Origin of the sequence: Rubrivivax sp. JA1026, from assembly GCF_011065555.1 — a bacterium.
GTDB lineage: Bacteria > Pseudomonadota > Gammaproteobacteria > Burkholderiales > Burkholderiaceae_C > Rubrivivax > Rubrivivax benzoatilyticus.
Window position 1 is genome coordinate 237,500 of the sequence record NZ_JAALCQ010000005.1, and the last position, 24,428, is coordinate 261,927.

A 24,428-nucleotide genomic window follows, 5' to 3' on the forward strand; every position below is an offset into this window, starting at 1 on the left:
GCGATTATGCGGCAGCGCAGCAACGGCCCCCGGGCCGGCAGGGCTGCCGCGGGCTCATCGGAGTTCGCGCGCCAGGCGCGAGATCGCGGCCTCCAGCTGGGCCATCGAGTTGGCGAAGGACAGGCGCACGAAACGCTCGGCCGCGGCCGGGCCGAAGTCGCGTCCCGGCGTCATCGCGACGTGGGCGCGTTCCATCATCTGCATGCAGAAGTCCCAGCTGCTGGGCGAATGGCGCGAGCAGTCGGCCCAGGCGTAGAACGCGCCGTCGGGCACGACCGGCACGTCCAGCCCCAGGCCCTGCAGCGCCGGCACGATGTAGTCGCGGCGGCGGCGGAACTCCTCGCGCCGGCGTTCGTACTCGGCGATCGCCTCGGGCTCGAAACACGCCAGCGCGGCGTGCTGGGCCACCGTCGAGGCGCAGATGAAGAGGTTCTGCGCCAGCTTCTCGACGGCGCCGACCAGCGCCGTCGGCAGCACCACCCAGCCCAGGCGCCAGCCGGTCATGCTGAAGTACTTGGAGAAGCTGTTGATCGAGACGACGTCCTCGCCCAGCGCCAGCGCCGTGTGGCCGAAGGCCTCGTCGTAGCCCAGGCCGAGGTAGATCTCGTCGACGATGGTCACGCCGCCGCGCGCGCGCACGGTCTCGGCGATGGCCGCCATCTCGGCCGGCGCGATCGAGGTGCCGGTCGGGTTGCTCGGCGAGGCCAGCAGCACGCCGCGCGTGGCCGGCGTCCAGTTCGCCGCGACCGAGGCGGCGTCGAGCTGGAAACGCGCCTCGGGCGCGGCCGGCAGCAGCCGCGCCGTGCCGCCGGCGGCGGCGACGAAGTGGCGGTTGCAGGGGTAGCTCGGGTCCGGCATCAGCACCTCGTCGCCGGCCTCGAACAAGGCCAGGCAGACGAGCTGCAGCGCCGCCGACGCGCCGGCGGTGACGGCGATGCGCGCCGGGTCGATGTCCACACCCCAGCGCGTGCGGTACCAGCCGGCGATGCGCTCGCGCAGCGCGGGCAGGCCCAGCGCCGGCGTGTACTGCGTGCGGCCGGCCCCCAGGCAGGCCTCGGCGGCGCGCTGCACGCCCGGCGGCGCGGTGAAGTCGGGTTCGCCGATGTTCAGGTAGATCATCGGCTCGCCGCCGCGTGCGGGGTCGCAGGCGGGGCTGGCGGCGATGCGGTCGGCCGCCTTGGCGCATTCCATGACGTAGAACGGGTCGATGCGCCCGACCCGGCTGGCGACGCGCATCAAGCCCCCTGGGCGCGGCGCTGCGCGACCTCGGCCGGGCGCAGGTCGCCGGCGGCCTTGTCGAGCACGCCGTTGACGTACTTGTGGCCGTCGGTGCCGCCGAAGCTCTTGGCGAGCTCGACGGCCTCGTTGATCGCCACGCGGTACGGCACTTCCAGGCAGTGCGTCAGCTCGTAGGCGCCGATCATCAGCACCGCGTGCTCGACCGGCGACAGCTGGTTGGTGCGGCGGTCGACGTGGCGCGCGAGCACCGCGTCCAGCGCCGAGGCTTCGGCGATGCAGCCGTGCAGCAGGGCGTCGAAGTGGGCGCGGTCGCACTTGTCGAAGCCGTCCTGCTCGCGCATGTGGGCGTCGATGGTGCCGGCGTCGGCGCCGCTGATCAGCCACTCGTACAGGCCTTGCAGCGCGATCTCGCGCGAACGGCGACGGGCGGACTTGGGCGCGGCGCGTTTGCGCGCGGCAGTGGGTTCGGTGCTCACGACAGGTCTTCCAGCAGGTTCGCCATCTCGACGGCGACGCGCGCGGCGTCGCGGCCCTTGTCCTCGGCACGGGCCCAGGCCTGGGCTTCGTTCTCGACGGTCAGGATGGCGTTGGCAATGGGGAGGCGGTGGTCCAGCGCGACGCGGGTGACGCCGGCGCCGCTTTCGTTGGCCACCAGTTCGAAGTGGTAGGTCTCGCCGCGGATGATGCAGCCCAGCGCGACCAGCGCGTCGTAGCCGCCCGAGGCGGCCAGCGCCGCCAGCGCCACCGGCACCTCGAGCGCGCCGGGCACGGTGACCTCGCGCACGTCGGCCGCGTCGACGTCCAGGCGCGCCAGCTCGGCGCGGCAGGCGTCGGCCAGCGCGGCGGTGATCGAGTCGTTGAAACGTGCCCGCACGATGGCGATGCGCAGGCCGCGGCCGTCGAGATCGGCGGCCTGGCCCTGTTCGGCGTTCTGCATGGCGGTCCTCAGGCGTGCGCGGCGACGAAGCCGGTGATCTCCAGGCCGTAGCCCGGCATGCTCGGCATGCGGCGCGGGTTGCCGAGCAGGCGCATGCGGCGCACGCCCAGCTCGCGCAGGATCTGCGCGCCGACGCCGTAGGTGCGCAGGTCGGCCGGGGTGCGCGGCGCGGCCTCGCGCTGCTCGGGCGGCAGCAGCTGCGGCAGCAGCGTCTCGACGTCGTGGGTGCAGTTCAGCAGCACGGCGCAGCCGCGTTCGGCGGCCTGCAGCGCGGCCAGCGCCGCCGGCAGCGGCCAGGAGTGGCCGCCGCCGCAGGCATCGAGCACGTCGAAGACGGTGAAGGGCTCGTGCACGCGCACCGTGACCTCGTCGGCCGGTGTCCACTGGCCGTGGGTCAGCGCCAGATGCAGGCCGCCGCCCTTGTCGCGGTAGGCGATGCAGTCGAACTCGCCGTGCGGCGTCGTCACGCGGCGCTGGCCGACACGCTGGATCAGTGTCTCGTTGCGGCTGCGGTAGTGGATCAGGTCGGCGATGGTGCCGATCTTCAGGCCGTGCTCGCGCGCGAAGACCTCCAGGTCCGGCAGGCGCGCCATCGTGCCGTCGTCCTTCATGATCTCGCAGATCACCGCGGCCGGCGTCAGCCCGGCCATGCCGGCGAGGTCGCAGCCGGCTTCGGTATGGCCGGCGCGCATCAGCACGCCGCCGTCCTGCGCCATCAGCGGGAAGATGTGGCCGGGCTGCACGAGGTCGCTGGCCTTGGCGTCGCGCGCGACGGCGGCCTGCACGGTGCGTGCGCGGTCGGCCGCCGAGATGCCGGTCGTGACGCCGGTGGCGGCCTCGATCGACACCGTGAAGGCGGTGCCCATGCGCGTGCCGTTGCGTGCGGCCATCGGCTGCAGCTGCAGGCGTTCGCAGCGCTCGCGCGTCAGCGTCAGGCAGATCAGGCCACGGCCGTAGCGGGCCATGAAGTTGATCGCCTCGGGGGTGACGTGCTCGGCGGCGAGCACGAGGTCACCCTCGTTCTCGCGGTCTTCCTCGTCGACGAGGATGACCATGCGGCCGGCTGCCAGTTCGGCAACCAGCTCGGGGACGGGGGAAATCGGCATCGTGGAATTGTAGGCGGCGCGTCCGCCACGCCCCGGGCGGGCAAACGAAAGGGCGGACGCCTCGCGGCGTCCGCCCGTGAAATGGAGCCGCCCGGGGCCGGCCGCGTCAGCGCGGGCGGCGGCGGCGGGCGACCCCGGCGCCGGCCAGCGCCAGCCCCGCCAGCGCCAGCGACGCCGGCTCGGGCACGTCGCCCGGCGGCTGCGCGGCGAGCCTGACGGTCAGCAGGTCGTCGAAGCCGAGGTAGTCGTTGCCTTCGCTCTGGCCCTGGGAGATGGTGAACACGACCTCGCGGAAGGCCAGCAAGGGGTCGGACTCGAGGAAGCCCCAGAACAGCAGGTTGCCGTTGGTGCTGTCGTTGCCGGCCTCGGAGTTGCCGCCCGGCAGCGGCACGCCGCCGCCGCCGTCGAACGAGAACACGACGACGCCGCCGATGCTCACCTGGAGCAGGCCGTTGAAGTCACCGAAGTCGGTGCCGTAGAAGCCGATGCCGCTGATCGCGTCGGCGAAGCTCAGCGTGAACGAGCGCGAGGTCTCGAAGAACTTCTCGCCGCCGGGCGTGGTGTTGAAGCGGCCGGCGCTGCTGCCGTCCTCGGGCAGCTTCTGCACCTGGCCGAAGCCCGGGCCGTCGGCCAGGCTCAGGCCGGCCGTGCCGCCGAACAGCGTGGCCGGCGTCGACAGCGTCGCGTAGGACTCGAAGCTCTCCCGCGCGAAGCTGCCGCCGGCGGCCGTGGCGGCGGTCTGGAAGCCGTTCAGCGCGCCGACGGCCTGGCCCAAGGGCGGCACCTGGCCTTCGGGGGTCTGGTCGACGCCGTAGTAGGTGGTCGGTGCCGCGAACGCCGCGCCGGCGAAGGCCAGCGAGCACGCGGCCAGTGCGGCACGCCCCCAACGATTCTTCGAGACCATCGGTCCTGCCCCTCCTCGGACCCCGTGGGCACGATCGCGCACGGCAGCTCGAAAAGATCATAGCGACGGCCCCCGGGCGGACATCCCCCCATTCACATGGCTGCGCGACGCAGGCGCAGCCGCAGGTCCTCGCCGACAGGCGTGGCGTCGACGAAGCCGTAGCGGTGGCCTTGCGCCAGCGTCTCGAAAGGCCCGAGCGCGGCCATCGGCCGGCCCTCGCCGAGCAGCAGCGGCGCGGTGTAGACCAGCAGCTCGTCGACGAGCCCGGCGGCCAGCAGCGCGCCGTTCAGGCGTGCGCCGGCCTCGACGTGCAGCTCGTTGACGCCGAGCGCGGCCAGGTCGGCGAGCACCGCCGGCGCGTCGACGCGGCCGTCGGTGCCGGGGCGCGCATGCAGTTCGGCACCCGCCGCCGCCAGCGCGGCGACAGCGGGGCTGTCGGGCGCGGCGTGGAACACCAGGCAGCGTCCCGGCGGGGCGAGAACACGCGCGCCGGCGGGCAGGCGCAGCCCCGAGTCCATCACGGCACGCATCGGCTGCAGCGCCGTCGGCACCCGGCGCACGTCGAGCCGGGGGTCGTCGTCGAGCACGGTGCCGATGCCGGTCAGCACGCAGCCGGCGCGCCGTCGCCAGGCGTGGCCGTCGGTGCGCGCCGCCTCGCCGGTGATCCACTGGCTGGCGCCGTTGGGCAGCGCGGTGCGGCCGTCCAGCGAGGCGGCGATCTTCATGCGCAGCCACGGCCGGCCGCGCTCGACGCGCGAGAAGAAGCCGATGTTGAGCTCGCGGGCCGCGGCGGCGATGTCCTCGTCGCCGAGCTCGACCTGCACGCCGGCGGCGCGCAGCCGGGTGATGCCGGCGCCGGCGACCTGCGGGAACGGGTCGCCGACGGCGACGACGACACGGGCGATGCCGGCCGCGACCAGCGCGTCGCAGCACGGCGGCGTGCGGCCGTGGTGGGCACAGGGCTCCAGCGTCACCCAGGCGGTGGCGCCGCGGGTGTCGTGGCCGGCGGCGGCCGCGTCGCGCAGCGCCATGACCTCGGCGTGGGCCTGGCCGGCGCGCTGCGTGGCGCCGCGCCCGAGCACGCGGCCGTCTTCATGGCCGATGACGCAGCCGACGCGCGGGTTGGGGTCGGTCAGGCCGATCGAGCCCTCGGCGAGGGCGAGGGCTTCGAGCAGACGGGTGCGGTCCAGCGGGGCGAGCGGCATCGGGCGGCGGGGCGCGTGCGCCCGGCGGGTCGGGACGCCGATGCTACGGCTGGTGCGGCCAGGTCGACGAGATCACCGGCGTCTGCGGATCGTCCGCCGGGCAGGTCCAGGGGTCGGCCGGCGTGCTGTCGGTGGCCGGGCCGGCGCTGATGACGAGGAAGTTCTGGTTCACCAGCGCGCCGCCGACGCTGCTGTAGGCGGCCGGGTGGTCGCTGTTGCGTGTCGGGTTCTGCGCCGGCGAGTAGCGGCAGACGCGCAGGTGGTTCGGCGCGGCGTCGGTGGCGTCGCTGGCCAGCTGGCGCAGGGCGGGCGCGACCGGCGGGTCGGCGAAGTGCAGGTCCGAGCGCCCCGACCAGACGCCGGCCGACACCTCCACCGGCACCGCGCAGTAGTAGACGACGAAGCGCGGGCGGGGGCCGGTGGGCTGCGGGTCGGCACGGTGCACGCAGACGTCGTCGACACTCTGGCCGACGCGCCGCACGCGCACGAAGCCTTGCACGGGCACCGAGGCGAGGTCGGCGTCGTCGAGCTCCGGCGGGTTCTCGGCGAGCGCCGCGCTCGGCGCCTGCCCGGTCGCGAAGCGCACGTAGCCGGTCAGCAGGAAGGCGTAGCTGGAGCTGCAGACCCCGGCCACCGAGCAGGTCCGGGTGATGGCACCGGTCAGGTTGTCGAAGGTCCAGCTGACGCCGCCGCTGCCGACGGGCTGGAAGCTGCTGCTGCCGTCGCCGTTGTCCTGGGCCTGCGGCGGGATCGCCGGGTGGCGGCCGCCGGGCGTGGCCAGCGCCGTCTTCGCCGGCGACAGGATCAGCGAGCCGGCCAGCGCCGGCGGCGTGCCGGCGATCAGGGTCGCGAAATCGACCCACTGGTTGTCGCTCTCGGCGCGGCGGTCGCGCCAGACGACCTGCAGCTCGACCATCTTGGCGCGGCCGGCGCCTGCCGCGGTCACCGTCTGGTGGAGCGTGAACTCGGTGTTCGCGATGCCGGTCGCGACGGGTTCGCCGTCGAGGTCGGCGATGCCTTCGTAGCTGAGGCCGCTGGCGCCGGCCAGCGAGGTGTAGCCGCGCAGCGTGTCCAGCTGTTCCTGGGCGATGCGCACGGCCTCGCTGCGCTGGCGCGAGACGTCGGCGTTGGCACGCAGCGTGGCCTGCAGCCCGACGACGCCGAGCAGGCCGATCGCCATCACGGCCAGCGCGACCATTGCCTCGACCAGCGAGACGCCGCGGGCCGCGTGCAGGCGCGCCGTCACGGGAAGTCCTTCCAACTGCCGGGCACGCGCACGAAGCTGCCGCTCAGCGTCGCGAGGTGGCGCATCACCTCGGGGTCGTGACGCACCGCGCTGCCGGGGCTGGTCGCGATGTCGAGCTGGTTCTCGGCGACCAGCGCACCCTCGACACGCGCCAGGCCGCTGAGGCGCCAGTTGGCGGCGCGGCCGTAGACCAGGCCGTGCACGGTGCGCCCGCCGGCGTCGAAGTCGAGGTCTCCGGTGACGACGAGGGTCACCGGCATGGCGCTGCTGCCGATGTCGCCGCTGCCGTCGAGCAGCAGGTCGCCCTCGACCCAGATCGGGCGGCCCGGGTTCAGCGCGACCGTGGTGGCCAGCGTGCTGCCGTCGCAGGCCGACATCCCGCAGTCGAGCACGACGGCGGCCGGCTGGTCGCGGAAGGTCTCGGGCCGCATCATGAAAACCGACGCGAACATGCGCATGCCGGCGAGCGAGGGCTCGGGCAGGGCCAGGCCCGCGAGCGCGCCGTCGCCGGCCCGCAGCGCCGTGGCCGTGTCGGCGGGCGAGCCCGGCGCGGCTTCGACGCCGATGCCGGCAATCGTGCCGCCGGCGCGCGCGGCAAAGCCGAGGTCCTGGCCGCGGCGCCCGGCCACGAGGCTGCCGCCGCTGCTGCCGATGTCCTGCCGCGCGACGATCGTGTCGCGCGGCGCGACCCCGCTGACGATCTTGGTGGCGCTGCGCTCCAGCGCCGGGACGCGCCCGGTCATGCCGGCCCAGGTGGAGATCGCGGCGAAGCCTTCGCCGCCCGGCGCGACGGCGCGCACGATCGGCAGCGTGCTCATGTTCGGCGCGAAGGCCAGGCACGCCTCGGCGAGCCGGGTGCAGGCGTTGGCGTAGATGCGCACCATGCCCGGCCGCGTGCTGGAGCCGACGAGCGCGACGCGGAACGCGGGGTGGGGGCCGTCGCCGGCCGGTGCGTCGGGCAGCTCGACGCCGGTGGCCGGGCAGCGGCAGCGCCAGGCCGCGCCGTCGCGCACGCAGGTCGCGAACGCGGCGGTGCCGGTCGCGGCGTTCAGGCGGGGGGCGTAGAAGCCCTTGTCCGGGTCCACCACCAGGTAGCGCTCGCGATAGCTCGTGTCGCTGGGCTCGGTGCTGGGTTCGCAGTCGCCATCGATGCGGCCGCCGTTGAGCTTCAGCAGCGCCCACTCCAGCGCCGCCTCGGCGGTCTCCATCGCCTGCGTGGACCGGTACTGGTTGATGCCGGTGCGCTGCTCGAAGATCAGGTTGCGGCTGGTGTAGGCGGCCACCAGCGAGACGACGAAGAACAGCAGCAGCACGACGGCCAGCGCCGCCAGGCCCTGCTGGCCGGCGCGGCGGCGCGGGGGCGGGGCGGCGGGCCTCATGCCGGGCACATGCGCGTCGGCTCCGCCGGGTCGCGGAACTCGATGTCGTCGTTGCGCAGCTTGACCGTGGCCTGCAGCGCGCGGCGCACGCTCGGGTCGGCCACCGACTCGGCCTCGATCGTGACCTGCAGCAGCCGCACGCGCAGCACCGGCCAGCAGTCGGTCGAGCCGTCGGCGCAGAGCTTGGCGCAGGGCAGCGGCTCGGGCGTGCTGCCGTCGTCCAGCCATTCGACGTCGAAGCGTGTCACCTTGACGGAGCGGCCGTCGGTCAGCTCCTGCCAGTTCGCCGGCGTCGCCGACTGCAGGCAGGTGCTGCCGGAGACGGCGTCGGCGGCGTGGATCGCCGACCGCAGCACGCCGTTGTCGAGGCGGATGCCCAGCGCGCTGTTGTTGTCGCCGCTGCGGTAGTAGCGGTAGACCACCGAGCCCGAGCCGGGCGTCACGGTGGTGTAGCGGTTGCACTGCGGGTCGGGGTTCTCGGTGGACCAGACGGCGCTGCTCTGGGCCTCGTTCCAGATGCCGGCGCGGCGCAGGTCGCGCACGACGATGTCGGCGGTGGCGCGCAGGTCCTGCTGCAGCTGGGTCTCCAGCAGCAGCCGGCGGTTCTCGGTGAGCTGCCCGGACACCAGCAGCGCCGACGCGGCGACGACCAGCAGGCCGATCGTCACGCCGACCATCAGCTCGACGATCGACAGCCCGCGCTGGCCGCGGCGCGGTGGCGCGGCGCGCCGCGGCCGGCGGCTCAGCACGGCGAGGCCCCCAGCGCCGGCCGGCTGGCGCAGGCGCTCGGCCGGCCGGCGCGGCCGACGGTGGTGCGCAGGTAGCGTTCGGTGTCGAGCAGGGTGTCGAGCACGAAGGCGTTCAGCGGCTGGGGCAGCAGGTCGAGGCTGTGCGTCAGCAGGCCGCCGGTCAGCGGGTCGAAGCCGAAGCCGCGGTCGCCGGCGGGCAGCTGGAAGCGCACGCCGCCGTCGGCCGGCAGCACCACGGTGCGCAGCTCGATGGCCACCGCGTTCGGGCAGGCCAGGCCGGGGCCGCGGGTGCAGTCGCAATAGAGCTTGCTCGCGTCGGCGCCGGGACGCAGCTCGTAGATCGTGTAGCAGGCCACCGGCGTGCCCGCCGCCGGGAAGAGCACGAAGGACCGCAGGCCGTGTGCCACCGCCTGGCCGCGGGCGAACTGCACGTCGGTGCCGAGCTGCGCGTTGACGCTCTTGAGCCGCTGCACGCGGATGTAGTCGAACAGCGACGGCGCGCCCAGCGCCAGCATCACGCCCAGCAGGCCGATCGCGAGCATCAGCTCGATCAGCGTCAGGCCGCGCGGCCGGGGCGAGGCGGCGCGCATCACCGGGGCCAGCAGGCGTGGGCCACGCCGTAGGAGAAGTCGCCGCAGCTGCCGCAGCCGGCGTACTCGAGGTTGCCGCCGCGCAGGCGCATGCTGAGGTGGCGGCACTGCGGGTCGGCGGCCTGGCTGGTGCCGCTGCGGCCGCGGGCGGTGACGACGTAGGCGCTGGCCAGCGTGTCGCCCGGCGCGGCCGAGCTGCCGATCTCGATCGTGTAGTAGCCCGAGACGCTGGCGTCACCCAGCCCGAGGTCGGTGAGCGAGGTGGCGTATTCGGCGTGGTTGCTGCGCCAGCGCTCCTGCGCCTGCTGCACCGCCGCGACCGCGGCGTAGGCATCGGAGCGCCGGCTCTTGCGGATGCTGTCCAGGAAGGAGGGCAGCGCCAGCGCGCCGATCACGCCCAGCACCACCAGCGTGATCGCCAGCTCGACGAGCGTGAAGCCGCCGCCAGACCCCACCGCGGAACACCGACGCGACCGGTTGGACATGCGGCAGATTATTTTCAGCGTGGTCCGCGGCCGAACCGTTCGTCGCGGCGGCGCCGCCGTTCGTCGCGGAGAGGGGCCCGGGTTCAAGGGATCAGCAGGCGGCTTCGCCCGGCAGGCCGTCGGGCGAGCAGCGCCGCACCCGGCCCATCAGGTTGACGACGAGGTGCAGCCGCGGCCCCTGCGGCAGCGACAGCCGCACCGTGGTCGTCGGCGTGACGGTGCCGCGTGTCGGCTCGAAGAGGATCGAGCCGACGTTGGCGCGCAGTTCGACGGGGTGGCCGGCGCCGAGATCGGCCTGGCGCAGCACGAGCCGGCCCGGGCAGGCCGCGGCGCCAGGCCCGCAGCCGCAGCCGGCCGGGCCGTCGTGCAGCAGCCAGCAGCGCGGGCCGGCGAACTCCAGCCGCAGCGTGCGCGACTGGGCGGCGGCCTGGCTGCGTGCGAACGCGATGTCGGTCTGCAGCGCCGAGGCCACGGCGCGCAGCCGCTCGCGCTCGCCGATCGCCGCGAAGCCCGGCACCGCCAGGCCGACGACCACCGCGGCCAGCGCCAGCGTGACGGCGCTCTCGACCAGCGTCAGCCCGCGCCTGCGGCGCGGTCGTGGAACCCGGATCTCGGCCATGCTCGTCCTCCCGTGCCGGGGCACTCTAGGAAGACGGGGCGCGGCCTGCGCTCCCCTCGTGGCGGGTTCGCGGGGCGCCCGCCGGTGGCGGCCCCCGCGCGGGGGATCAGCGGCTCAGATGTCGCGGATCAGCTGGCTGAACTCGTCGACGTCCTCGAAGCTGCGGTAGACCGACGCAAAACGCACGTAGGCCACCTTGTCCAGCTTCTCGAGCTCGCGCATCACGAGCTCGCCGACGCGTGTGCTCGGCACCTCGCGTGCGCCGCCGGCGACGAGCTGCTCCTGGATGCGCTCGATCGCGGCGTCGATCTTCTCGACGCCGACCGGGCGCTTGCGCAGCGCCAGCAGCATCGACGCGCGCAGCTTCTCGGGGTCGAACTCGACCCGCGCGCCGTCTTTCTTGACGACCGCGGGCATCGCGACCTCGGCGCGTTCGTAGGTCGTGAAGCGCTTCTCGCACTTCAGGCAGCGGCGGCGTCGGCGCACGACGCCGCCCTCGTCGGACTCGCGGGTCTCGACGACCTGCGTCTCGCCGTGGGCGCAGTACGGACAACGCATGCGCCGCCGCTCCTGTTCAGCGGTAGACCGGGAAGTCGCGCGTCAGCGCCGCGACCTTCTCGCGCACCGCGGCCAGGTTGGCCTCGTCGTGCGGGTTGTCGAGCACGTCGGCGATCAGGTGCGCGGTGCGGCGCACCTCGTCCTCCTTGAAGCCGCGTGTCGTCATCGCCGGCGTGCCCAGGCGGATGCCGCTGGTGACCATCGGCTTCTGCGGGTCGTTCGGGATGCCGTTCTTGTTGCAGGTCATGTGGGCCTTGCCCAGCACCGCTTCCGCTTCCTTGCCGGTCAGGCCCTTGGGGCGCAGGTCGACGAGCATCACGTGGCTCTCGGTGCCGCCGCTGACGATGCGCAGGCCGCGCGCGATCAGCGTCTCGGCCAGCACCTTGGCGTTGGCGGCGACCTGCTGCTGGTAGGCCTTGAACTCGGGCGACAGCGCTTCCTTGAACGCGACGGCCTTGCCGGCGATGACGTGCATCAGCGGGCCGCCCTGGATGCCCGGGAAGATCGCGCTGTTGATCTTCTTGGCGATCGCCTCGTCGTTCATCAGGATGATGCCGCCGCGCGGGCCACGCAGGCTCTTGTGCGTGGTGGACGTGACGACGTCGGCATGCGGCACCGGGTTCGGGTAGACGCCCGCGGCGATCAGGCCCGCGTAGTGCGCCATGTCGACCATGAAGTAGGCGCCGACGGCCTTGGCGACTTTGGCGAAACGTTCGAAGTCGATGCGCAGGCTGTAGGCCGAGGCGCCGGCGATGATGAGCTTGGGCTTGTGCTCGTGCGCCAGGCGTTCCATCGCGTCGTAGTCGATGGCTTCGTTGGCGTCCAGGCCGTAGCTGACGACCTTGAACCACTTGCCGCTCATGTTCAGCGGCATGCCGTGCGTCAGGTGGCCGCCTTCGGACAGGCTCATGCCCATGATCGTGTCGCCCGGCTGGAGCAGGCCGAAGAACACGGCCTGGTTGGCCTGCGAGCCCGAGTTGGGCTGCACGTTGGCGAAGTTGGCGCCGAAGAGCTGCTTAACGCGGTCGATCGCGAGCTGCTCGACGACGTCGACGTGTTCGCAGCCGCCGTAGTAGCGCTTGCCGGGGTAGCCCTCGGCGTACTTGTTGGTGAGTTGCGAGCCTTGCGCGGCCATCACCGCGGGGCTGGTGTAGTTCTCCGACGCGATGAGCTCGATGTGCTCTTCCTGGCGGCGGTTCTCGTCCTGGATGGTCGCCCAGATTTCAGGGTCGACGTTGGCGAGCGTGGATTGGGTACGGTCGAACACGGCAGTCCTCTTCGGAGTGAAGGGCCATCGAGCGCCCCGCGGCGGAGCGTCGTCGAGGGCTGCCCAGGCGAACGGCTGACGCCGGCGGTGGGCCGGCCTGCGCTTCCCGGTGGTCAGTCCACCTCGGGGCCGGCAGTTGCGGCCCCTCATCGCCAGTCGCGCAGGACGCGGAGTGTAACGGCAGCGGCCGGGGCCGCCGCCGTGGCGAGGTCAAACGCCGGCGCTCAGGGGCGCAGCATCGCCAGCTGTTCGGCGCGCGGCGGCGCCGGGGGCGCGGCCGGCAGCGGCATCGGCGCGGCGTCGCGCGGCACCGTGATCGGCGCGTTGATCGACACGCGGTTGCCCGCGGCCACGCGCTTGAGGTAGTCCTGCTCGGTCATCACGCGGTCGACGTAGCCGCCGTCGCTATCCAGCAGCGCGGCGCCGACGTAGTGCTTCAGGCCCTGCTGCAGGCCGCCGGCGCGCGTGATGCACTCCTTGAGCACCTGCACGCCGACCCGCAGGTTGCTGATCGGGTCGAACGCGGCGTGGGTGCCGCCGAAAGCCTGGTACTTGTCGTCGTGGATGCGGGTCATCACCTGCATCAGGCCCTGGGCGCCGACCGGGCTCTGCGCGAACGGGTTGAAGCTCGACTCGACGGCCATGATGGCCAGGATCAGCGTCGGGTCCAGGCCGGCGCGCTGGCCGATGGTCCAGGCTTCCTGCACCAGCGCGCTGATCGGCTCCGGCGCCACCTTGTAGCGGCGCGAGATCCAGCTCGCGACGGCGGCCTGCTGGTCGGTCAGGCCGTTCGGGTCGGCTGCGGTCGCACGCGTCACGGCCAGCGGCTCGGACGGCACCAGTTCGGCGTCCGCGATGGCCGCGGCGCGCACTTCATGGCGCGTCTGCAGCCACTCGAAGGCCAGGGTCTCGGCCTGCTGACGCAGGTCCTCCCGGCCAGCCACGAAGACGAGCACCGCCACCACCGCCAGGCCGACCACGGCCAGGGTGTTGTGCCCGATCTCGAGCAGGCCGTGACCGACGTCACGTGCGAATACCGTCAGCGAGCGCCCCGTGGCTTGCTGCGCGCTGCGCAGCACGGCAATGGCTTTCATCGCATCCCTCTTCCAAGCGCCGTCCTCTAGGCCCCAGGGCCGCGGCGCCAAGGGGGCGCTGGGGCGGGGTGACGGCGATAATCGACCGACTACCGCAAGCGACCGACGAACGGGCCGCGCGGAGCGGGACTTCAGCGACCGTCCAGGTGATTACGCTGAGGACGGTACGGGTCTGCCCTGATCCAGATCCAGGGCTTCCGAAATTTTAGGAAGGCTCTCATATCCGGTCAAGAATATGAAAGCCGTCTCTTATATCCATAGAGAATGAACTACCGAGACTTGCGGGACTTCATCACCCAGCTCGAAGCCCGCGGCGAGTTGCGCACCATCACCGATCCGGTGTCCCCGGTGCTCGAGATGACCGCGCTGGGCGACAAGCTGCTGCGTGCCGGCGGGCCGGCCGTGCTGTGCCGCAACCCGACCGGGTTCTCGATCCCGGTGCTGATCAATCTGTTCGGCACCCCCCAACGTGTCGCCCTCGGCATGGGGGCCTCGTCGACCGCCGAGCTGCGCGAGGTCGGCCGGCTGCTGGCCGGTCTCAAGGAACCCGAGCCGCCCAAGGGCCTGAAGGACGCCGGCAAGCTGCTGTCGATGGCCAAGGCGCTGTGGGACATGAAGCCCGCGCTGCAGCGCAGCGCGCCCTGCCAGGAGGTGGTGCTCGAAGGCCCGGACGTCGACCTCGGCCGGCTGCCGATCCAGACCTGCTGGCCCGGCGACGCCGGCCCGCTGCTGACCTGGGGCCTCGTCGTCACGCGCGGCCCGCAGGCCGTGGCCAACCCGCGCCAGCGCCAGAACCTGGGCATCTACCGCCAGCAGCTGATCGGCCGCAACCAGCTGATCATGCGCTGGCTGGCGCACCGCGGCGGCGCGCTGGATTTCCGCGAGTTCGCGCTCGCCAACCCCGGCAAGCCCTTCCCGATCGCGGTGGCACTCGGCGCCGACCCGGCGACCATCCTCGGCGCCGTGACGCCGGTGCCCGACAGCCTGTCCGAATACCAGTTCGCCGGCCTGCTGCGCGGCAGCCGCACCGAGCTCGTCGAATCCGGCGTCGGCGAAGGCCGCGCGCTGCAGGTGCCGGCCAGCGCCGAGATCGTGCTCGAAGGCCACATCCCGCCGGCGCCGGCCGGCTTCAGCGGCGAGTCCGACCGCGGCGTCAAGCTCTGCGAGCGCGGCGGCTACCTGCATGCGCTGGAAGGCCCGTTCGGCGACCACACCGGCTACTACAACGAGCAGGACTGGTTCCCGGTGTTCCAGGTCGACCGCATCACGCACCGCCGCGACCCGATCTACCACTCCACCTACACCGGCAAGCCGCCCGACGAGCCGGCGGTGCTGGGCGTGGCGCTGAACGAGGTCTTCGTGCCGATCCTGCAGAAGCAGTTTCCGGAGATCGTCGACTTCTACCTGCCGCCCGAGGGCTGCAGCTACCGGATGGCGGTGATCTCGATCCGCAAGGCCTACCCCGGCCACGCCAAGCGCGTGATGTTCGGGCTGTGGAGCTTCCTGCGCCAGTTCATGTACACCAAGTTCATCGTCGTCACCGACGAGGACGTGAACATCCGCGAGTGGCGCGAAGTCATCTGGGCGATCACCACGCGCATGGACCCGGTGCGCGACACGACGCTGGTCTCGGAGACGCCGATCGACTACCTGGATTTCGCGTCGCCAGTCAGCGGCCTGGGCGGCAAGATGGGCCTGGACGCGACCAACAAGTGGCCCGGCGAGACCACGCGCGAGTGGGGCCGGACGATCACGATGGACGCTGCCGTCGAGCAGCGTGTGCAGTCGCTCGCAGAACGTTTGATCTCGGCCTCTTGACCTGCGCCGGCGACGCAAAACGCCTTGAAACCGCGTGCCGCGTCGCCTAACTTGGAGAGGCCTGACAGCAGGCATCTAGGAAGACGGCGCAATTCCTGCGCGTCGGGAGCCCCGGACCACTTTCCTCTGGAGCTCCATCGGTGACGAGAGGTCACCCGCCCCCTCCGGTCCCCTGGGCCGGAGGGGGTTTCGTTTTGTGGGGCTTGTTTTGCGCCTGCGCAGGCCCGGAGCTTGCTCGATCCCGTGTGTGAACCCCCCGCGCGCCGCCGCGGTGCGAGCGGTGTTCTCCCGGTGCCCGGCCTCGGTGCGCCGGGTTGCGGCGTCTTCCGTGTGAATTTCCACGCCTGACGTTGGCATCTCTGTGGACAACTCGTGCGCGGCGTCGCCAGGTGCTTGATTCACCGGGCTTTTCATCGGATTGCCACAATTTGTGGCAGCGCCCGGCGGCTGCCGGCGCGGTGCACCGGCCCCGTGCGGGCGGCCGGTTCAGGCCCCGATGAAGTGCCGCCGGTAGCGTGCCGGCAGGTCCGCCAGGCGCAGCATCACCGGCAGGTCGGCGGTGTTGAAGTCGGGGTCCCAGGCCGGTGCGCCGAGCACACGCGCGCCGCAGCGCAGATAACCCTTGAGCAGCGGCGGCGCGTCGACCGGCAGGTCCTGGCGCAGTTCGTCGACCGGCAGCGCCAGCCGCGGCGTCACGCGCCATTCGGGCGCGGCCAGGTGCGTGGCTTCCAGGCGCCGCCACAGGCTGGCGGCGGCATGGCCGCCGTCGCGCATGCCGACGCTGGCGCAGCCGACCATGGTCTGCAGGCCGTTGCGCACCATGAAGGCGGCGAGCGCGCCCCACAGCGCCATCACGACGCCGCCGGAGCGCCAGTCCGGGTGCACGCAGGAGCGGCCGAGCTCGACCATCGTCGCGCGCAGCGGCGCCAGGGCGCGGAGATCGAACTCGTTGTCGCTGTACAGCCCGCCGGCACGTGCGGCGGCCGCCGGCGTCATCACGCGGTAGGTGCCGACGACCGGGCCGGGCTCGCCGGCGTCGCCCGGGGCGCGCACCAGCAGGTGTTCGCAGAACGCGTCGTAGCGGTCGACGTCCAGCCCCGCGGGCGTGCCGGGCGGCACCTCCAGCCGGGCGCCCATCTCGCCGGCGAAGACCTCGTGGCGCAGGCGCTGGGCCTCGCGCACCTCGTCCTCGTCGCGCGCCCAGGCGACGACGAGCGCGGCCTCGGCGGTGGGTGCCGCCGGCAGCGGGGCGCGGGGTCTGAGGGCGCCGGCGCGGTCCTCGATCGGGGCGGCGGCGAGCGGCGGGGTCAGGATCGTGTCGGGCATGGACGGCCATCGTCACGGCCGGGGGTGACGCCCGGGTGAAGCGTCGATGACGAAGCCGTGGCGGTGCGCGCCGCGTGCCGGCGGGCATGACCGGGCGCAAACGCCGCCGTGATGCCGGCGCGGCGTCATCGCACGATCACGGCGGCCGCCTGCAATGCCGGGCGTCGTGCCGCGGGCACGAACGCCACAGGACACCCATGACGACCTCCAACGACAACCGCTCCCGCCCGGCGCCGTCGCGCCGCCGTTTCCTGCAGACCAGCGCCGGCCTGGCCTCGGTCATCACGCTGCCGTCCTGGCTGGCCGGCTGCGGCGGTGGTGACGACGACCGCCCGCTGCGCCTGGCCGTGCTCAGCGACGTGCACCTCTACGACAGCACGGCGCTGGGCACCAGCAGCGAGCTCGACGCCTACCTGCTGCAGGACCGCAAGATGATCCGGGAGAGCGTCGAGATCCTCGACGCCGCGCTGGCCGCGATCGTGGCCGACAAGCCCGACGCGCTGCTGATCTCCGGCGACCTGACCAAGGACGGTGAACGTGTCAACCACGAGCTGCTCGCCTCCAGGCTGCAGGCGCTGCGGGCGCGCGGCATCCGGGCCTACGTGATCCCCGGCAACCACGACGTCGCCAACCCCGACGCGAAGGACTTCCGCAGCGTGCCGGCGACCGCCGCCGAGACCGTCGACGCCGCCGCGTTCGCGACGATCTACGCCCGCTGCGGCTACGGCGACACGATCTCGCGCGACCCGGCGTCGCTGAGCTACGTCGCCGAGCTGGGCACCGGCGTCTGGCTCTTCGCCATCGACTCCTGCCGTTACGCCGAGAGCGCCCATCCGAGCGCGCCGATCACCGCCGGCCGCGTGCGCGCCCAGACGCTCGCCTGGCTGCAGCACTGGCTGGGCGTCGCGCGCCAGCGCGGCTTCGCCGCCATCGGCACCATGCACCACGGCCTGATCGAGCACTTCCCCGGCCAGTCGAGCTTCTTCCCCGAGTACCTGGTCGAGGACCGCCAGGCCCTGGCCGCCGCCTTCGCCGCCGCCGGGCTGACGGTGGTCTTCACCGGCCACTACCACGCCCAGGACATCGTGCGCGCCAGCTACGGCGGTGTCATGGTGCACGACATCGAGACCGGCTCGACGGTCACCGCGCCCAGCCCCTACCGCCTGGTGACGATCGACCGCGGCGCCGGCACGCTGGCCATCACCAGCAGCACGGTCAAGGCGACGGCCGGCCACCCCAGCGACTTCGTCGCCTGGTCGCAGGACTATCTGGAGACCGGCCTGCAGACGCTGGTGGCCGGGCTGCTGGGCTCGGCGCCGTACTCGCTGCCGGCGCAGACCGTCGCGATGCTGGTGCCGCTGATCGTGCCGGCGATGGTCGCGCACTACGCCGGCGACGAGCAGCTCGACGACGCCAACGTGCTGGCCACGCTGCAGGCCATGGCGCAGAGCGCCGACCCGATGACGGCGATGCTCGGCGGCTTCGTGCTCGGCCTGTGGAACGACCCGCAGCCGGGCGACAACACGCTGTCGATCACGCTCTGAACACCGCCGGCCGGATGTCCCCGGCCGACGTTGGCATCCCTGTGGACAAACCGTGGGGCCGGCGCGCAAGTGCGCGCCAGGCCACGAGTTTTTTTGGATTGCCTGGTTTTTGAGCACGGCCGCCGGTGCTGGGCGGCGGCTCGGCGGCTCCGTATCATCGCGGCGCGCCGCCTGGGCGTGCCCGTCTCCGCTGCCGATGTCCTGCTCCGAAGTGCGTCCCGATCCTGCCTGCTCTGGCCTGCCGCCGGCCCTGGCCGCGGTGCTTGCCGCGGGCATCCCGCTGACGCAGCCGGGCCTGGCCTCGCGCTGCGTGCTGCTCGACGCCGGGGCGCTGGACACGGCCGACTGGTCGGCGCTGGCCGAGCCCGGGCAGACGCGGGTCTTCGCCGACGGCGGCCCGCAGGCGGTGCGCATCGCCGCCGAGCTGCAACGCCACGGCCTGGCGGCGGACACCCCGGCGGCGCGTCTCGACGGCGAGACCGTCGTCGCCACCGGCCTGGCGGCGCTGCCGGCTGGCGCCGGCACGCTGGTGGTCGGCGAGACGGTGCGGCTTTCTCCCCGCTACGAGGCGGCTTCGGCCGCCGCCGCGCCGGCCGCGCCCGGCGGCGAACACTACGGCCCGGCCGACGCGCGCCGGCTGCAGCGCCTGCTGGCCGGGCGGCGCGACATGCGCCACTTCCGCCGCGGCGAACGCATCGCGCCCGAGACGCTGCAGCGCCTGCTGCAGGCGGCGCACCACGCGCCGTCGGTGGGCATGATGCAGCCCTGGCGTTACCTGCGCATCAGCGACCCGGCGCGCCGCGAAGCGATCGCCGCGCTGGTCGCCCGCGAACGCGACGCCACCGCCAGCGCGATGGGCGAACGTGCCGCCGAGTTCCTGCGGCTGAAGGTCGAAGGCATCCGCGAATGCGCCGAGCTGCTGGTCGCGGCGCTGCCGCCCGACGACGGCACGGTCTTCGGCCGGCGCACGATGCCGCGCGAGATGGTCGTCTGCTCGCTGGCCTGCTCGATCCAGAACCTCTGGCTGGCCGCGCGCGTCGAGAACCTGGGCCTGGGCTGGGTGTCGATGTTCGAGCCGCAGCCGCTGGCCGAGCTGCTGGCGATGCCGGCCGGCGCGATGCCGCTGGCCATCCTCTGCCTCGGGCCGGTCGAGGCCTTCTACCCGGCGCCGATGCTGGAGATCGAAGGCTGGCGCTCGCGCCGCCCCTGGCAGGACGCGGTCTACGAAAACGCCTGGGGCGAACCCGCCAGCCCGAACTCGGCGGCCAGCAAGGCGTAGGAGCGTCGGCGCACGGCTTCGTCGTAGGTCCAGGTGTTGACGACGACGTGGTCCAGCGCCAGCCGCGAGGCCAGCGCGCGCAGCCGCGCACCGACCTCGGCGGCGCTGCCGACCAGCGCCTGCTCGCGCGCGCCGGCCAGCAGCGCCAGCTCGTCGGGTTCGAAGCCGGCCAGCGCCACGTCCTCGGGCGACTGCAGCGGCGCGATGCGGCCGCGGCGGCGGTCCAGCCACCAGCGTTCGCGCGGCAGCGCCTGCCGGCGCGCGGTCTCGCCGTCGTCGGCGGCCAGCGCCCAGACGCAGATCGTGGCCTCGGGTTTCGGGTGGCGTTCGCTCGGCTGGTACAGGCCGCGGTAGAGGTCCAGCGCCGCCTCGACACCGTGGCCGTCGGAGAAGAAGTAGGCGAAGGCGTAGGGCAGGCCGAGCTGGGCCGCGAGCTGCGCGCCGTAGGTCGAGCTGCCGAGGATCCAGACCTCGGGCGTGCGTTCGGCGCCAGAACCCGCCGGTGCCCGCGGATGCGCGACGATGCCGCGGTGGCGCGCGCCGCCCACCCAGGCCTGCAACTCGGCCACCTGCTGCGGGAAGCCCTCGGCGGCCAGTGCCGCGTTCGGGTTCAGCGCGGTCGCGGTGCGCATGTCGCCGCCCGGCGCGCGGCCGACGCCGAGGTCGATGCGGCCCGGCGCCAGCGCGTCGAGCACGCGGAACTGCTCGGCCACCTTCAGCGCCGCGTAGTGCGGCAGCATGACGCCGGCGCTGCCCAGGCGGATGCGGCGCGTGCGTGCCGCGGCGGCGGCCAGCAGCAGCTCGGGCGCGGTGCCGACCAGCGCGTCCATGTTGTGGTGCTCGCTGACCCAGAAACGTTCGTAGCCCAGCTGCTCGGCATGTTCGGCGAGCGCGACGCTGGCGCGGATGGCTTCGTCTTCGCCGCGGCCGGCGACCGCCGGCGACTGGTCCAGCACCGACAGCCGCATCACACGAGGGCGGCGGCGCGGCGCACGAGGTCGGCGGCCTTCTCGCCGATCATGAGGGTCGGGGCGTTGGTGTTTCCGGAGACGATGCTGGGCATGATCGACGCGTCGGCCACCCGCAGGCCCTGGATCCCCTTGACCCGGAGCTCGGCGTCGACGACGTCGCCCCGGCCCGGCCCCATGCGGCAGCTGCCGACCGGGTGGTAGATCGTGTCGGCGTGCTGGCGCACCCAGTGCTCCAGCGCGGTGTCGTCCAGCCCCGCGGCCGAGGGCCGGCCGCCACCGGCCAGCGCCGGCTGCGCGAGGATGCGCTGCGTCAGCCGCACGCCGTCCATCAGCCGGCGCAGGTCGTCGGGGTGGTCCAGGAAGCCCGGGTCGATGCGCGGCGGCGCCAGCGGGTCGGCGGCCCTCAGCGTCACGCGGCCGCGGCTCTGGGGCCGCAGCACGCAGACGTGGGCCGACCAGCCGTGGCCCCAGACCGTGCTCCGGCCGTGGTCGACCAGCTTGCCGATGACGAAGTGCAGCTGCACGTCGGGCCGCATCTCGTCGGCGCGCGTGCGCAGGAAGGCGCCGGACTCGGCGAAATTGGTCGTCAGCAGGCCGCGGCGCCGCGAGCGCCACTGCTGCACGCCGGCCAGCACGCGCAGCGCGCCGCCCGCCGACACGCCCACCGTCTCCTTGGCGCCCGGCGCGTCGACCAGCAGCACGACGTCGGGGTGGTCGTGCAGGTGGCGGCCGACGCCCGGCAGATCGTGCACGACCGGCACGCCCAGCGCCTGCAGCTCGGCGCCCGGGCCGATGCCCGACAGCAGCAGCAGCTGCGGCGACTGCAGCGCACCCGCCGACAGGATGACCTCGCGCCGCGCCGCCAGCACGCGCCGCGTGCCGCCCTGCAGCAGCTCGACGCCGGTGGCGCGGCAGCCTTCGAGCACCACCTTCAGCACCTGCGCGCCGGTGACGACGTCCAGGTTGGGCCGATCGAGCGCCGGCGTCAGGTAGGCCTTGGCGGCGCTGAAACGTTCGCCGCCGCGGTGCGTCACCTGGTACATGCCGACGCCTTCCTGGTGTTCGCCGTTGAAGTCGCGGTTCTCGGCGAAACCCGCCTGGCGGCCGGCCTCGATGAAGCGCCGCGACCAGGGGTTGGGCTCGGGCAGGTCCATCACGTTCAGCGGGCCGGCGGCGCCGTGCCAGGCGTCGGCGCCGCGTTCGTTGTGCTCGGACCTCTTGAAGTACGGCAGCACGTCGGCCCAGCCCCAGCCCGGGTTGCCGGCGGCGGCCCAGGCGTCGTAGTCCTCGCGCTGGCCGCGGATGTAGATCATCGCGTTGATGGAACTGGAGCCGCCGAGCACCTTGCCGCGCGGCTGGTAGCCGGCGCGCCCGTCCAGCCCGGACTGGGCGACGGTCTCGAAGGCCCAGTTGGCCTGGCCGGTGCGGGCCATCAGCGCGATGCCGGCGGGGCAGTGGATCAGCGCGCTGCGGTCGGCCTCGCCGGCTTCGAGCAGCGCGACGCGCACGTCGGGGTCCTCGGACAGGCGCGCGGCGAGCACGCAGCCCGCCGACCCTCCCCCGACGATCAGGTAGTCGTACACGCTGGTCTCCGGTGCTCGTGGTTGTCGGACGATCTTAGCCAGCCCGGCTGGAGAGATCGCTCCAGAGCCGCCCGGGGCTGTCACCCCCGCGTCCTCGGCGGCCGCCGCCTGCACCGGACACGCGGCTTGCCGATAATCGCCCCCCGCGGCCGACCCGGCCGCCCACCGCCGCCGGCCGCCCGCGCCGCCGCGGCCGCGCCCATCAGGCGCCTTGGAGACCCGCCGTGTTCCAGCGTTTCGAACGGCTGGTGCATCCCTACCCGGATGCGCTGCCGCCCACGCCGCCGAAGACCTTCGTCGCCTTCCTCTGGGAATGCTCGCGTGGCATGCGCGGGCTGCTGCTCGCGCTGACGCTGCTGACCGCCGGCATCGGCGCCTTCGAGGCGCTGCTGTTCAGCATGATGGCCCACGTCATCGACGTGCTGGCCCAGGTCGAGCCGGCCCGGCTGTGGGAGCAGGAGGGCCGCACGCTGCTGCTGCTGGGCGGCGTGCTGCTCGGCAGCATCGTGCTCGCCGGCGTGCAGGCGCTGGTCAAGTACCAGTCGCTGTTCGGCAACTTCCCGATGCGGCTGCGCTGGAACTTCCACCGCCAGCTGCTCGAGCAGAGCATGGGCTTCTACCAGGACGAGTTCGCCGGCCGCATCGCCACCAAGGTGATGCAGACCGCGCTGGCGGTGCGCGACACCTGGCTGATCCTGGCCGACATCCTGGTCTACGTGCTGATCTATTTCGTCACGCTGGTCGGCATCGTCGGCGGCTTCGACCTGTGGCTGGTGCTGCCGTTCGCCGGCTGGCTGGCCTGCTACATCGGCTGCCTGGTGTTCTTCGTGCCGCGGCTGGGCAAGGTCGGCCAGGCCCAGGCCGACGCGCGCTCGCTGATGACCGGGCGCATCACCGACGCCTACACCAACATCGCCACCGTCAAGCTGTTCTCGCACTCGCAGCGCGAGGCGCGTTACGCACGCAGCGCGATGCAGGAGTTCATGGGCACGGTGCACGGCCAGATGCGGCTGGTCAGCGGCTTCGAGATCGCCAACCAGGCGCTGAGCGTCGGCCTGATCGCGTCGACCGCCGGCGCCTGCCTGTGGCTGTGGACGCAGGGCCAGGTGGGTGTCGGCGCGGTCGCCGCGGCCACCGCGATGGCCTTCCGGCTGAACGGCATCTCGCACTGGGTGATGTGGGAGATGGCCTCGCTGTTCGAGCACATCGGCACGGTGCACGACGGCATCGGCACGCTGTCCAAGGCGCGCAGCGTGCTCGACAAGCCCGAGGCCAAACCGCTGGAGGTCTCGCGCGGCGAGATCCGCTTCGAGGCCGTGCGCTTCTCGTACGACGCACGCAAGCCGGTGCTCGACGACCTCGACCTCGTCATCCGCCCGGGCGAGAAGATCGGCTTGGTCGGGCGCTCCGGCGCCGGCAAGAGCACGGTGGTGAACCTGCTGCTGCGGCTGTACGACATCGACTCGGGCCGCATCCTGATCGACGGCCAGGACATCGCCGGCGTCACCCAGACCAGCCTGCGCGCGGCGATCGGCATGGTCACGCAGGACACCTCGCTGCTGCACCGCTCGGTGCGCGACAACATCCTCTACGGCCGGCCCGACGCCGGCGACGAGGACATGCGCCGCGCCGCCGAACGTGCCGCGGCGGCCGACTTCATCGCCGGCCTGGCCGACGCCAAGGGCCGCCAGGGTTACGACGCCCACGTCGGCGAACGCGGCGTCAAGCTCTCCGGCGGCCAGCGCCAGCGCATCGCCATCGCCCGCGTGATGCTGAAGGACGCGCCGATCCTGCTGCTCGACGAAGCCACCAGCGCGCTGGACAGCGAGGTCGAGGCCGCCATCCAGGACAGCCTGTACAAGCTGATGGAAGGCAAGACGGTGGTCGCGATCGCGCACCGCCTGTCGACGATCGCGGCGATGGACCGGCTGGTGGTGATGGACCGCGGCCGCATCGTCGAGGTCGGCGACCACCGCAGCCTGCTGGCCGCCGGCGGCCTGTACGCGCGGCTGTGGGCGCACCAGAGCGGCGGTTTCCTCGGCGAGGACGACGCCGACGAGGCGGTGGCCACGGCGGGCTGACCCGCCTGGGCCGTGGGCGGCGCCGCCTCAGCGTGGCGGCGGCTCCGGCATCGGCCGGGTCGGCGCGAAGCTGCGCTCGTCGGGCGTCATCGACATCGGCTGGGTCTCGGCCCAGCCGGCGTCGGCGCTGCGGGGGCGGTCCTGCGGCGCCAGCGCACGCTCCAGCGCGGCGCGGCGTTCGGTCTGGTCGTTGACGGCCGGCGGCGCGGCGTGCAGCCGGCGCTTGAGGTCGCGCGTCTCGGCCTCGGCCTCGAAACGCGAGTGCTGGGCGTCGGCCAGCAGCCGGCGCAGCTGGGCGACACGGCGGCGGTGCCACAGCGCCGCGGCAAGGCTGAACACGGTGAACACGAGGGCGGCAGCGAGCAACGGGGGCCAGTAAGCGTCCATCGAGCGCGTATCGACGCGGCCGCGCGGCGACTTGAGCATTCGCGCAAATCGCCATCCCGCC

23 protein-coding genes and 1 riboswitch are annotated in these 24,428 nt (G+C 73.1%); of the genes, 4 read left to right on the forward strand and 19 right to left on the reverse strand.

Annotated features, from left to right (window positions below):
* Positions 1-54 precede the first annotated feature (54 nt).
* From G5B56_RS10975 to G5B56_RS11045, 15 genes are all read right to left on the reverse strand, one after another.
* On the reverse strand, positions 55-1,236 hold the full coding sequence (locus tag G5B56_RS10975) for a pyridoxal phosphate-dependent aminotransferase (protein ID WP_164963218.1): 1,182 nt from the start codon (positions 1,234-1,236) through the stop codon (positions 55-57).
* The gene (gene nusB, locus G5B56_RS10980; RefSeq protein WP_009856581.1) at positions 1,236-1,715 is read right to left on the reverse strand and encodes a transcription antitermination factor NusB; all 480 of its coding nucleotides are present in this window, start codon (positions 1,713-1,715) and stop codon (positions 1,236-1,238) included. Before nusB ends, G5B56_RS10975 begins: the two co-directional genes overlap by 1 nt.
* The gene (ribH, locus tag G5B56_RS10985; RefSeq protein WP_009856582.1) at positions 1,712-2,176 is read right to left on the reverse strand and encodes a 6,7-dimethyl-8-ribityllumazine synthase; all 465 of its coding nucleotides are present in this window, start codon (positions 2,174-2,176) and stop codon (positions 1,712-1,714) included. The genes nusB and ribH overlap by 4 nt, the downstream gene beginning before the upstream one ends.
* 8 nt (positions 2,177-2,184) lie before the next feature.
* Positions 2,185-3,282, reverse strand: coding sequence for a bifunctional 3,4-dihydroxy-2-butanone-4-phosphate synthase/GTP cyclohydrolase II (gene ribBA / locus G5B56_RS10990; RefSeq protein ID WP_009856583.1), 1,098 nt, complete (start codon positions 3,280-3,282; stop codon positions 2,185-2,187).
* 106 nt (positions 3,283-3,388) lie between these two features.
* Entirely contained in the window at positions 3,389-4,186 is a 798-nt protein-coding gene (locus G5B56_RS10995; RefSeq protein WP_029718958.1) for a PEP-CTERM sorting domain-containing protein, read from the reverse strand.
* 92 nt (positions 4,187-4,278) lie between these two features.
* Positions 4,279-5,391, reverse strand: coding sequence for a bifunctional diaminohydroxyphosphoribosylaminopyrimidine deaminase/5-amino-6-(5-phosphoribosylamino)uracil reductase RibD (gene ribD, locus G5B56_RS11000; RefSeq protein WP_164963219.1), 1,113 nt, complete (start codon positions 5,389-5,391; stop codon positions 4,279-4,281).
* Between the two features lie 43 nt (positions 5,392-5,434).
* Positions 5,435-6,637 carry a prepilin-type N-terminal cleavage/methylation domain-containing protein gene (locus tag G5B56_RS11005; protein ID WP_164963220.1) on the reverse strand — a complete coding sequence of 401 codons (1,203 nt, stop codon included), beginning with the start codon at positions 6,635-6,637 and terminating at the stop codon, positions 5,435-5,437.
* Complete coding sequence (locus G5B56_RS11010; RefSeq protein ID WP_164963221.1) at positions 6,634-8,016, reverse strand: PilX N-terminal domain-containing pilus assembly protein; 1,383 nt, start codon at positions 8,014-8,016, stop codon at positions 6,634-6,636. Before G5B56_RS11010 ends, G5B56_RS11005 begins: the two co-directional genes overlap by 4 nt.
* Positions 8,013-8,765 carry a PilW family protein gene (locus G5B56_RS11015; RefSeq protein WP_164963222.1) on the reverse strand — a complete coding sequence of 251 codons (753 nt, stop codon included), beginning with the start codon at positions 8,763-8,765 and terminating at the stop codon, positions 8,013-8,015. The genes G5B56_RS11010 and G5B56_RS11015 overlap by 4 nt, the downstream gene beginning before the upstream one ends.
* Positions 8,759-9,355, reverse strand: coding sequence for a Tfp pilus assembly protein FimT/FimU (locus G5B56_RS11020; protein WP_009857415.1), 597 nt, complete (start codon positions 9,353-9,355; stop codon positions 8,759-8,761). The genes G5B56_RS11015 and G5B56_RS11020 overlap by 7 nt, the downstream gene beginning before the upstream one ends.
* On the reverse strand, positions 9,355-9,840 hold the full coding sequence (locus tag G5B56_RS11025; protein ID WP_164963223.1) for a type IV pilin protein: 486 nt from the start codon (positions 9,838-9,840) through the stop codon (positions 9,355-9,357). The genes G5B56_RS11020 and G5B56_RS11025 overlap by 1 nt, the downstream gene beginning before the upstream one ends.
* A gap of 91 nt (positions 9,841-9,931) precedes the next feature.
* Positions 9,932-10,459, reverse strand: coding sequence for a Tfp pilus assembly protein FimT/FimU (locus tag G5B56_RS11030; protein ID WP_009857413.1), 528 nt, complete (start codon positions 10,457-10,459; stop codon positions 9,932-9,934).
* 114 nt (positions 10,460-10,573) lie between these two features.
* Positions 10,574-11,017 (reverse strand): transcriptional regulator NrdR, encoded by a 444-nt coding sequence (nrdR, locus tag G5B56_RS11035; protein ID WP_009857412.1) that lies wholly within the window; start codon positions 11,015-11,017, stop codon positions 10,574-10,576.
* A gap of 16 nt (positions 11,018-11,033) precedes the next feature.
* Positions 11,034-12,284, reverse strand: a complete 1,251-nt coding sequence (gene glyA / locus G5B56_RS11040) for a serine hydroxymethyltransferase (RefSeq protein ID WP_164963224.1) — start codon at positions 12,282-12,284, stop codon at positions 11,034-11,036.
* Positions 12,285-12,338: 54 nt separating this feature from the next.
* Positions 12,339-12,454: riboswitch (ZMP/ZTP riboswitch) on the reverse strand.
* A 54-nt stretch (positions 12,455-12,508) separates the two neighbouring features.
* On the reverse strand, positions 12,509-13,378 hold the full coding sequence (locus tag G5B56_RS11045; protein ID WP_009857410.1) for a lytic transglycosylase domain-containing protein: 870 nt from the start codon (positions 13,376-13,378) through the stop codon (positions 12,509-12,511).
* 264 nt (positions 13,379-13,642) lie between these two features.
* On the opposite strand from G5B56_RS11045, the gene G5B56_RS11050 reads away from it, so the two are divergent.
* Positions 13,643-15,196 carry a UbiD family decarboxylase gene (locus G5B56_RS11050; RefSeq protein WP_164963225.1) on the forward strand — a complete coding sequence of 518 codons (1,554 nt, stop codon included), beginning with the start codon at positions 13,643-13,645 and terminating at the stop codon, positions 15,194-15,196.
* Between the two features lie 486 nt (positions 15,197-15,682).
* Here G5B56_RS11050 and G5B56_RS11055 read toward each other — a convergent pair whose 3' ends face one another.
* Positions 15,683-16,522: a GNAT family N-acetyltransferase gene (locus G5B56_RS11055; RefSeq protein WP_164963226.1), complete on the reverse strand. Its 840-nt coding sequence runs from the start codon at positions 16,520-16,522 to the stop codon at positions 15,683-15,685.
* 197 nt (positions 16,523-16,719) lie between these two features.
* On the opposite strand from G5B56_RS11055, the gene G5B56_RS11060 reads away from it, so the two are divergent.
* Both G5B56_RS11060 and bluB read left to right on the forward strand, forming a co-directional pair.
* Complete coding sequence (locus G5B56_RS11060; protein WP_164963227.1) at positions 16,720-18,066, forward strand: metallophosphoesterase; 1,347 nt, start codon at positions 16,720-16,722, stop codon at positions 18,064-18,066.
* Positions 18,067-18,262: 196 nt separating this feature from the next.
* Positions 18,263-19,345 carry a 5,6-dimethylbenzimidazole synthase gene (bluB, locus tag G5B56_RS20075; protein WP_206023513.1) on the forward strand — a complete coding sequence of 361 codons (1,083 nt, stop codon included), beginning with the start codon at positions 18,263-18,265 and terminating at the stop codon, positions 19,343-19,345.
* On the opposite strand, the gene G5B56_RS11070 is transcribed toward bluB, so the two are convergent.
* Both G5B56_RS11070 and G5B56_RS11075 read right to left on the reverse strand, forming a co-directional pair.
* Positions 19,288-20,313: an LLM class flavin-dependent oxidoreductase gene (locus tag G5B56_RS11070; protein ID WP_164963228.1), complete on the reverse strand. Its 1,026-nt coding sequence runs from the start codon at positions 20,311-20,313 to the stop codon at positions 19,288-19,290. The genes bluB and G5B56_RS11070 overlap by 58 nt on opposite strands.
* Positions 20,313-21,899: a GMC family oxidoreductase gene (locus G5B56_RS11075; protein WP_164963229.1), complete on the reverse strand. Its 1,587-nt coding sequence runs from the start codon at positions 21,897-21,899 to the stop codon at positions 20,313-20,315. Before G5B56_RS11075 ends, G5B56_RS11070 begins: the two co-directional genes overlap by 1 nt.
* A 224-nt stretch (positions 21,900-22,123) precedes the next feature.
* Here G5B56_RS11075 and G5B56_RS11080 point away from each other — a divergent pair, with 224 nt between their 5' ends.
* Positions 22,124-23,980, forward strand: coding sequence for an ABC transporter ATP-binding protein (locus G5B56_RS11080; RefSeq protein WP_009857403.1), 1,857 nt, complete (start codon positions 22,124-22,126; stop codon positions 23,978-23,980).
* Between the two features lie 27 nt (positions 23,981-24,007).
* On the opposite strand, the gene G5B56_RS11085 is transcribed toward G5B56_RS11080, so the two are convergent.
* On the reverse strand, positions 24,008-24,367 hold the full coding sequence (locus tag G5B56_RS11085; protein WP_240920714.1) for a hypothetical protein: 360 nt from the start codon (positions 24,365-24,367) through the stop codon (positions 24,008-24,010).
* Positions 24,368-24,428: the final 61 nt, after the last annotated feature.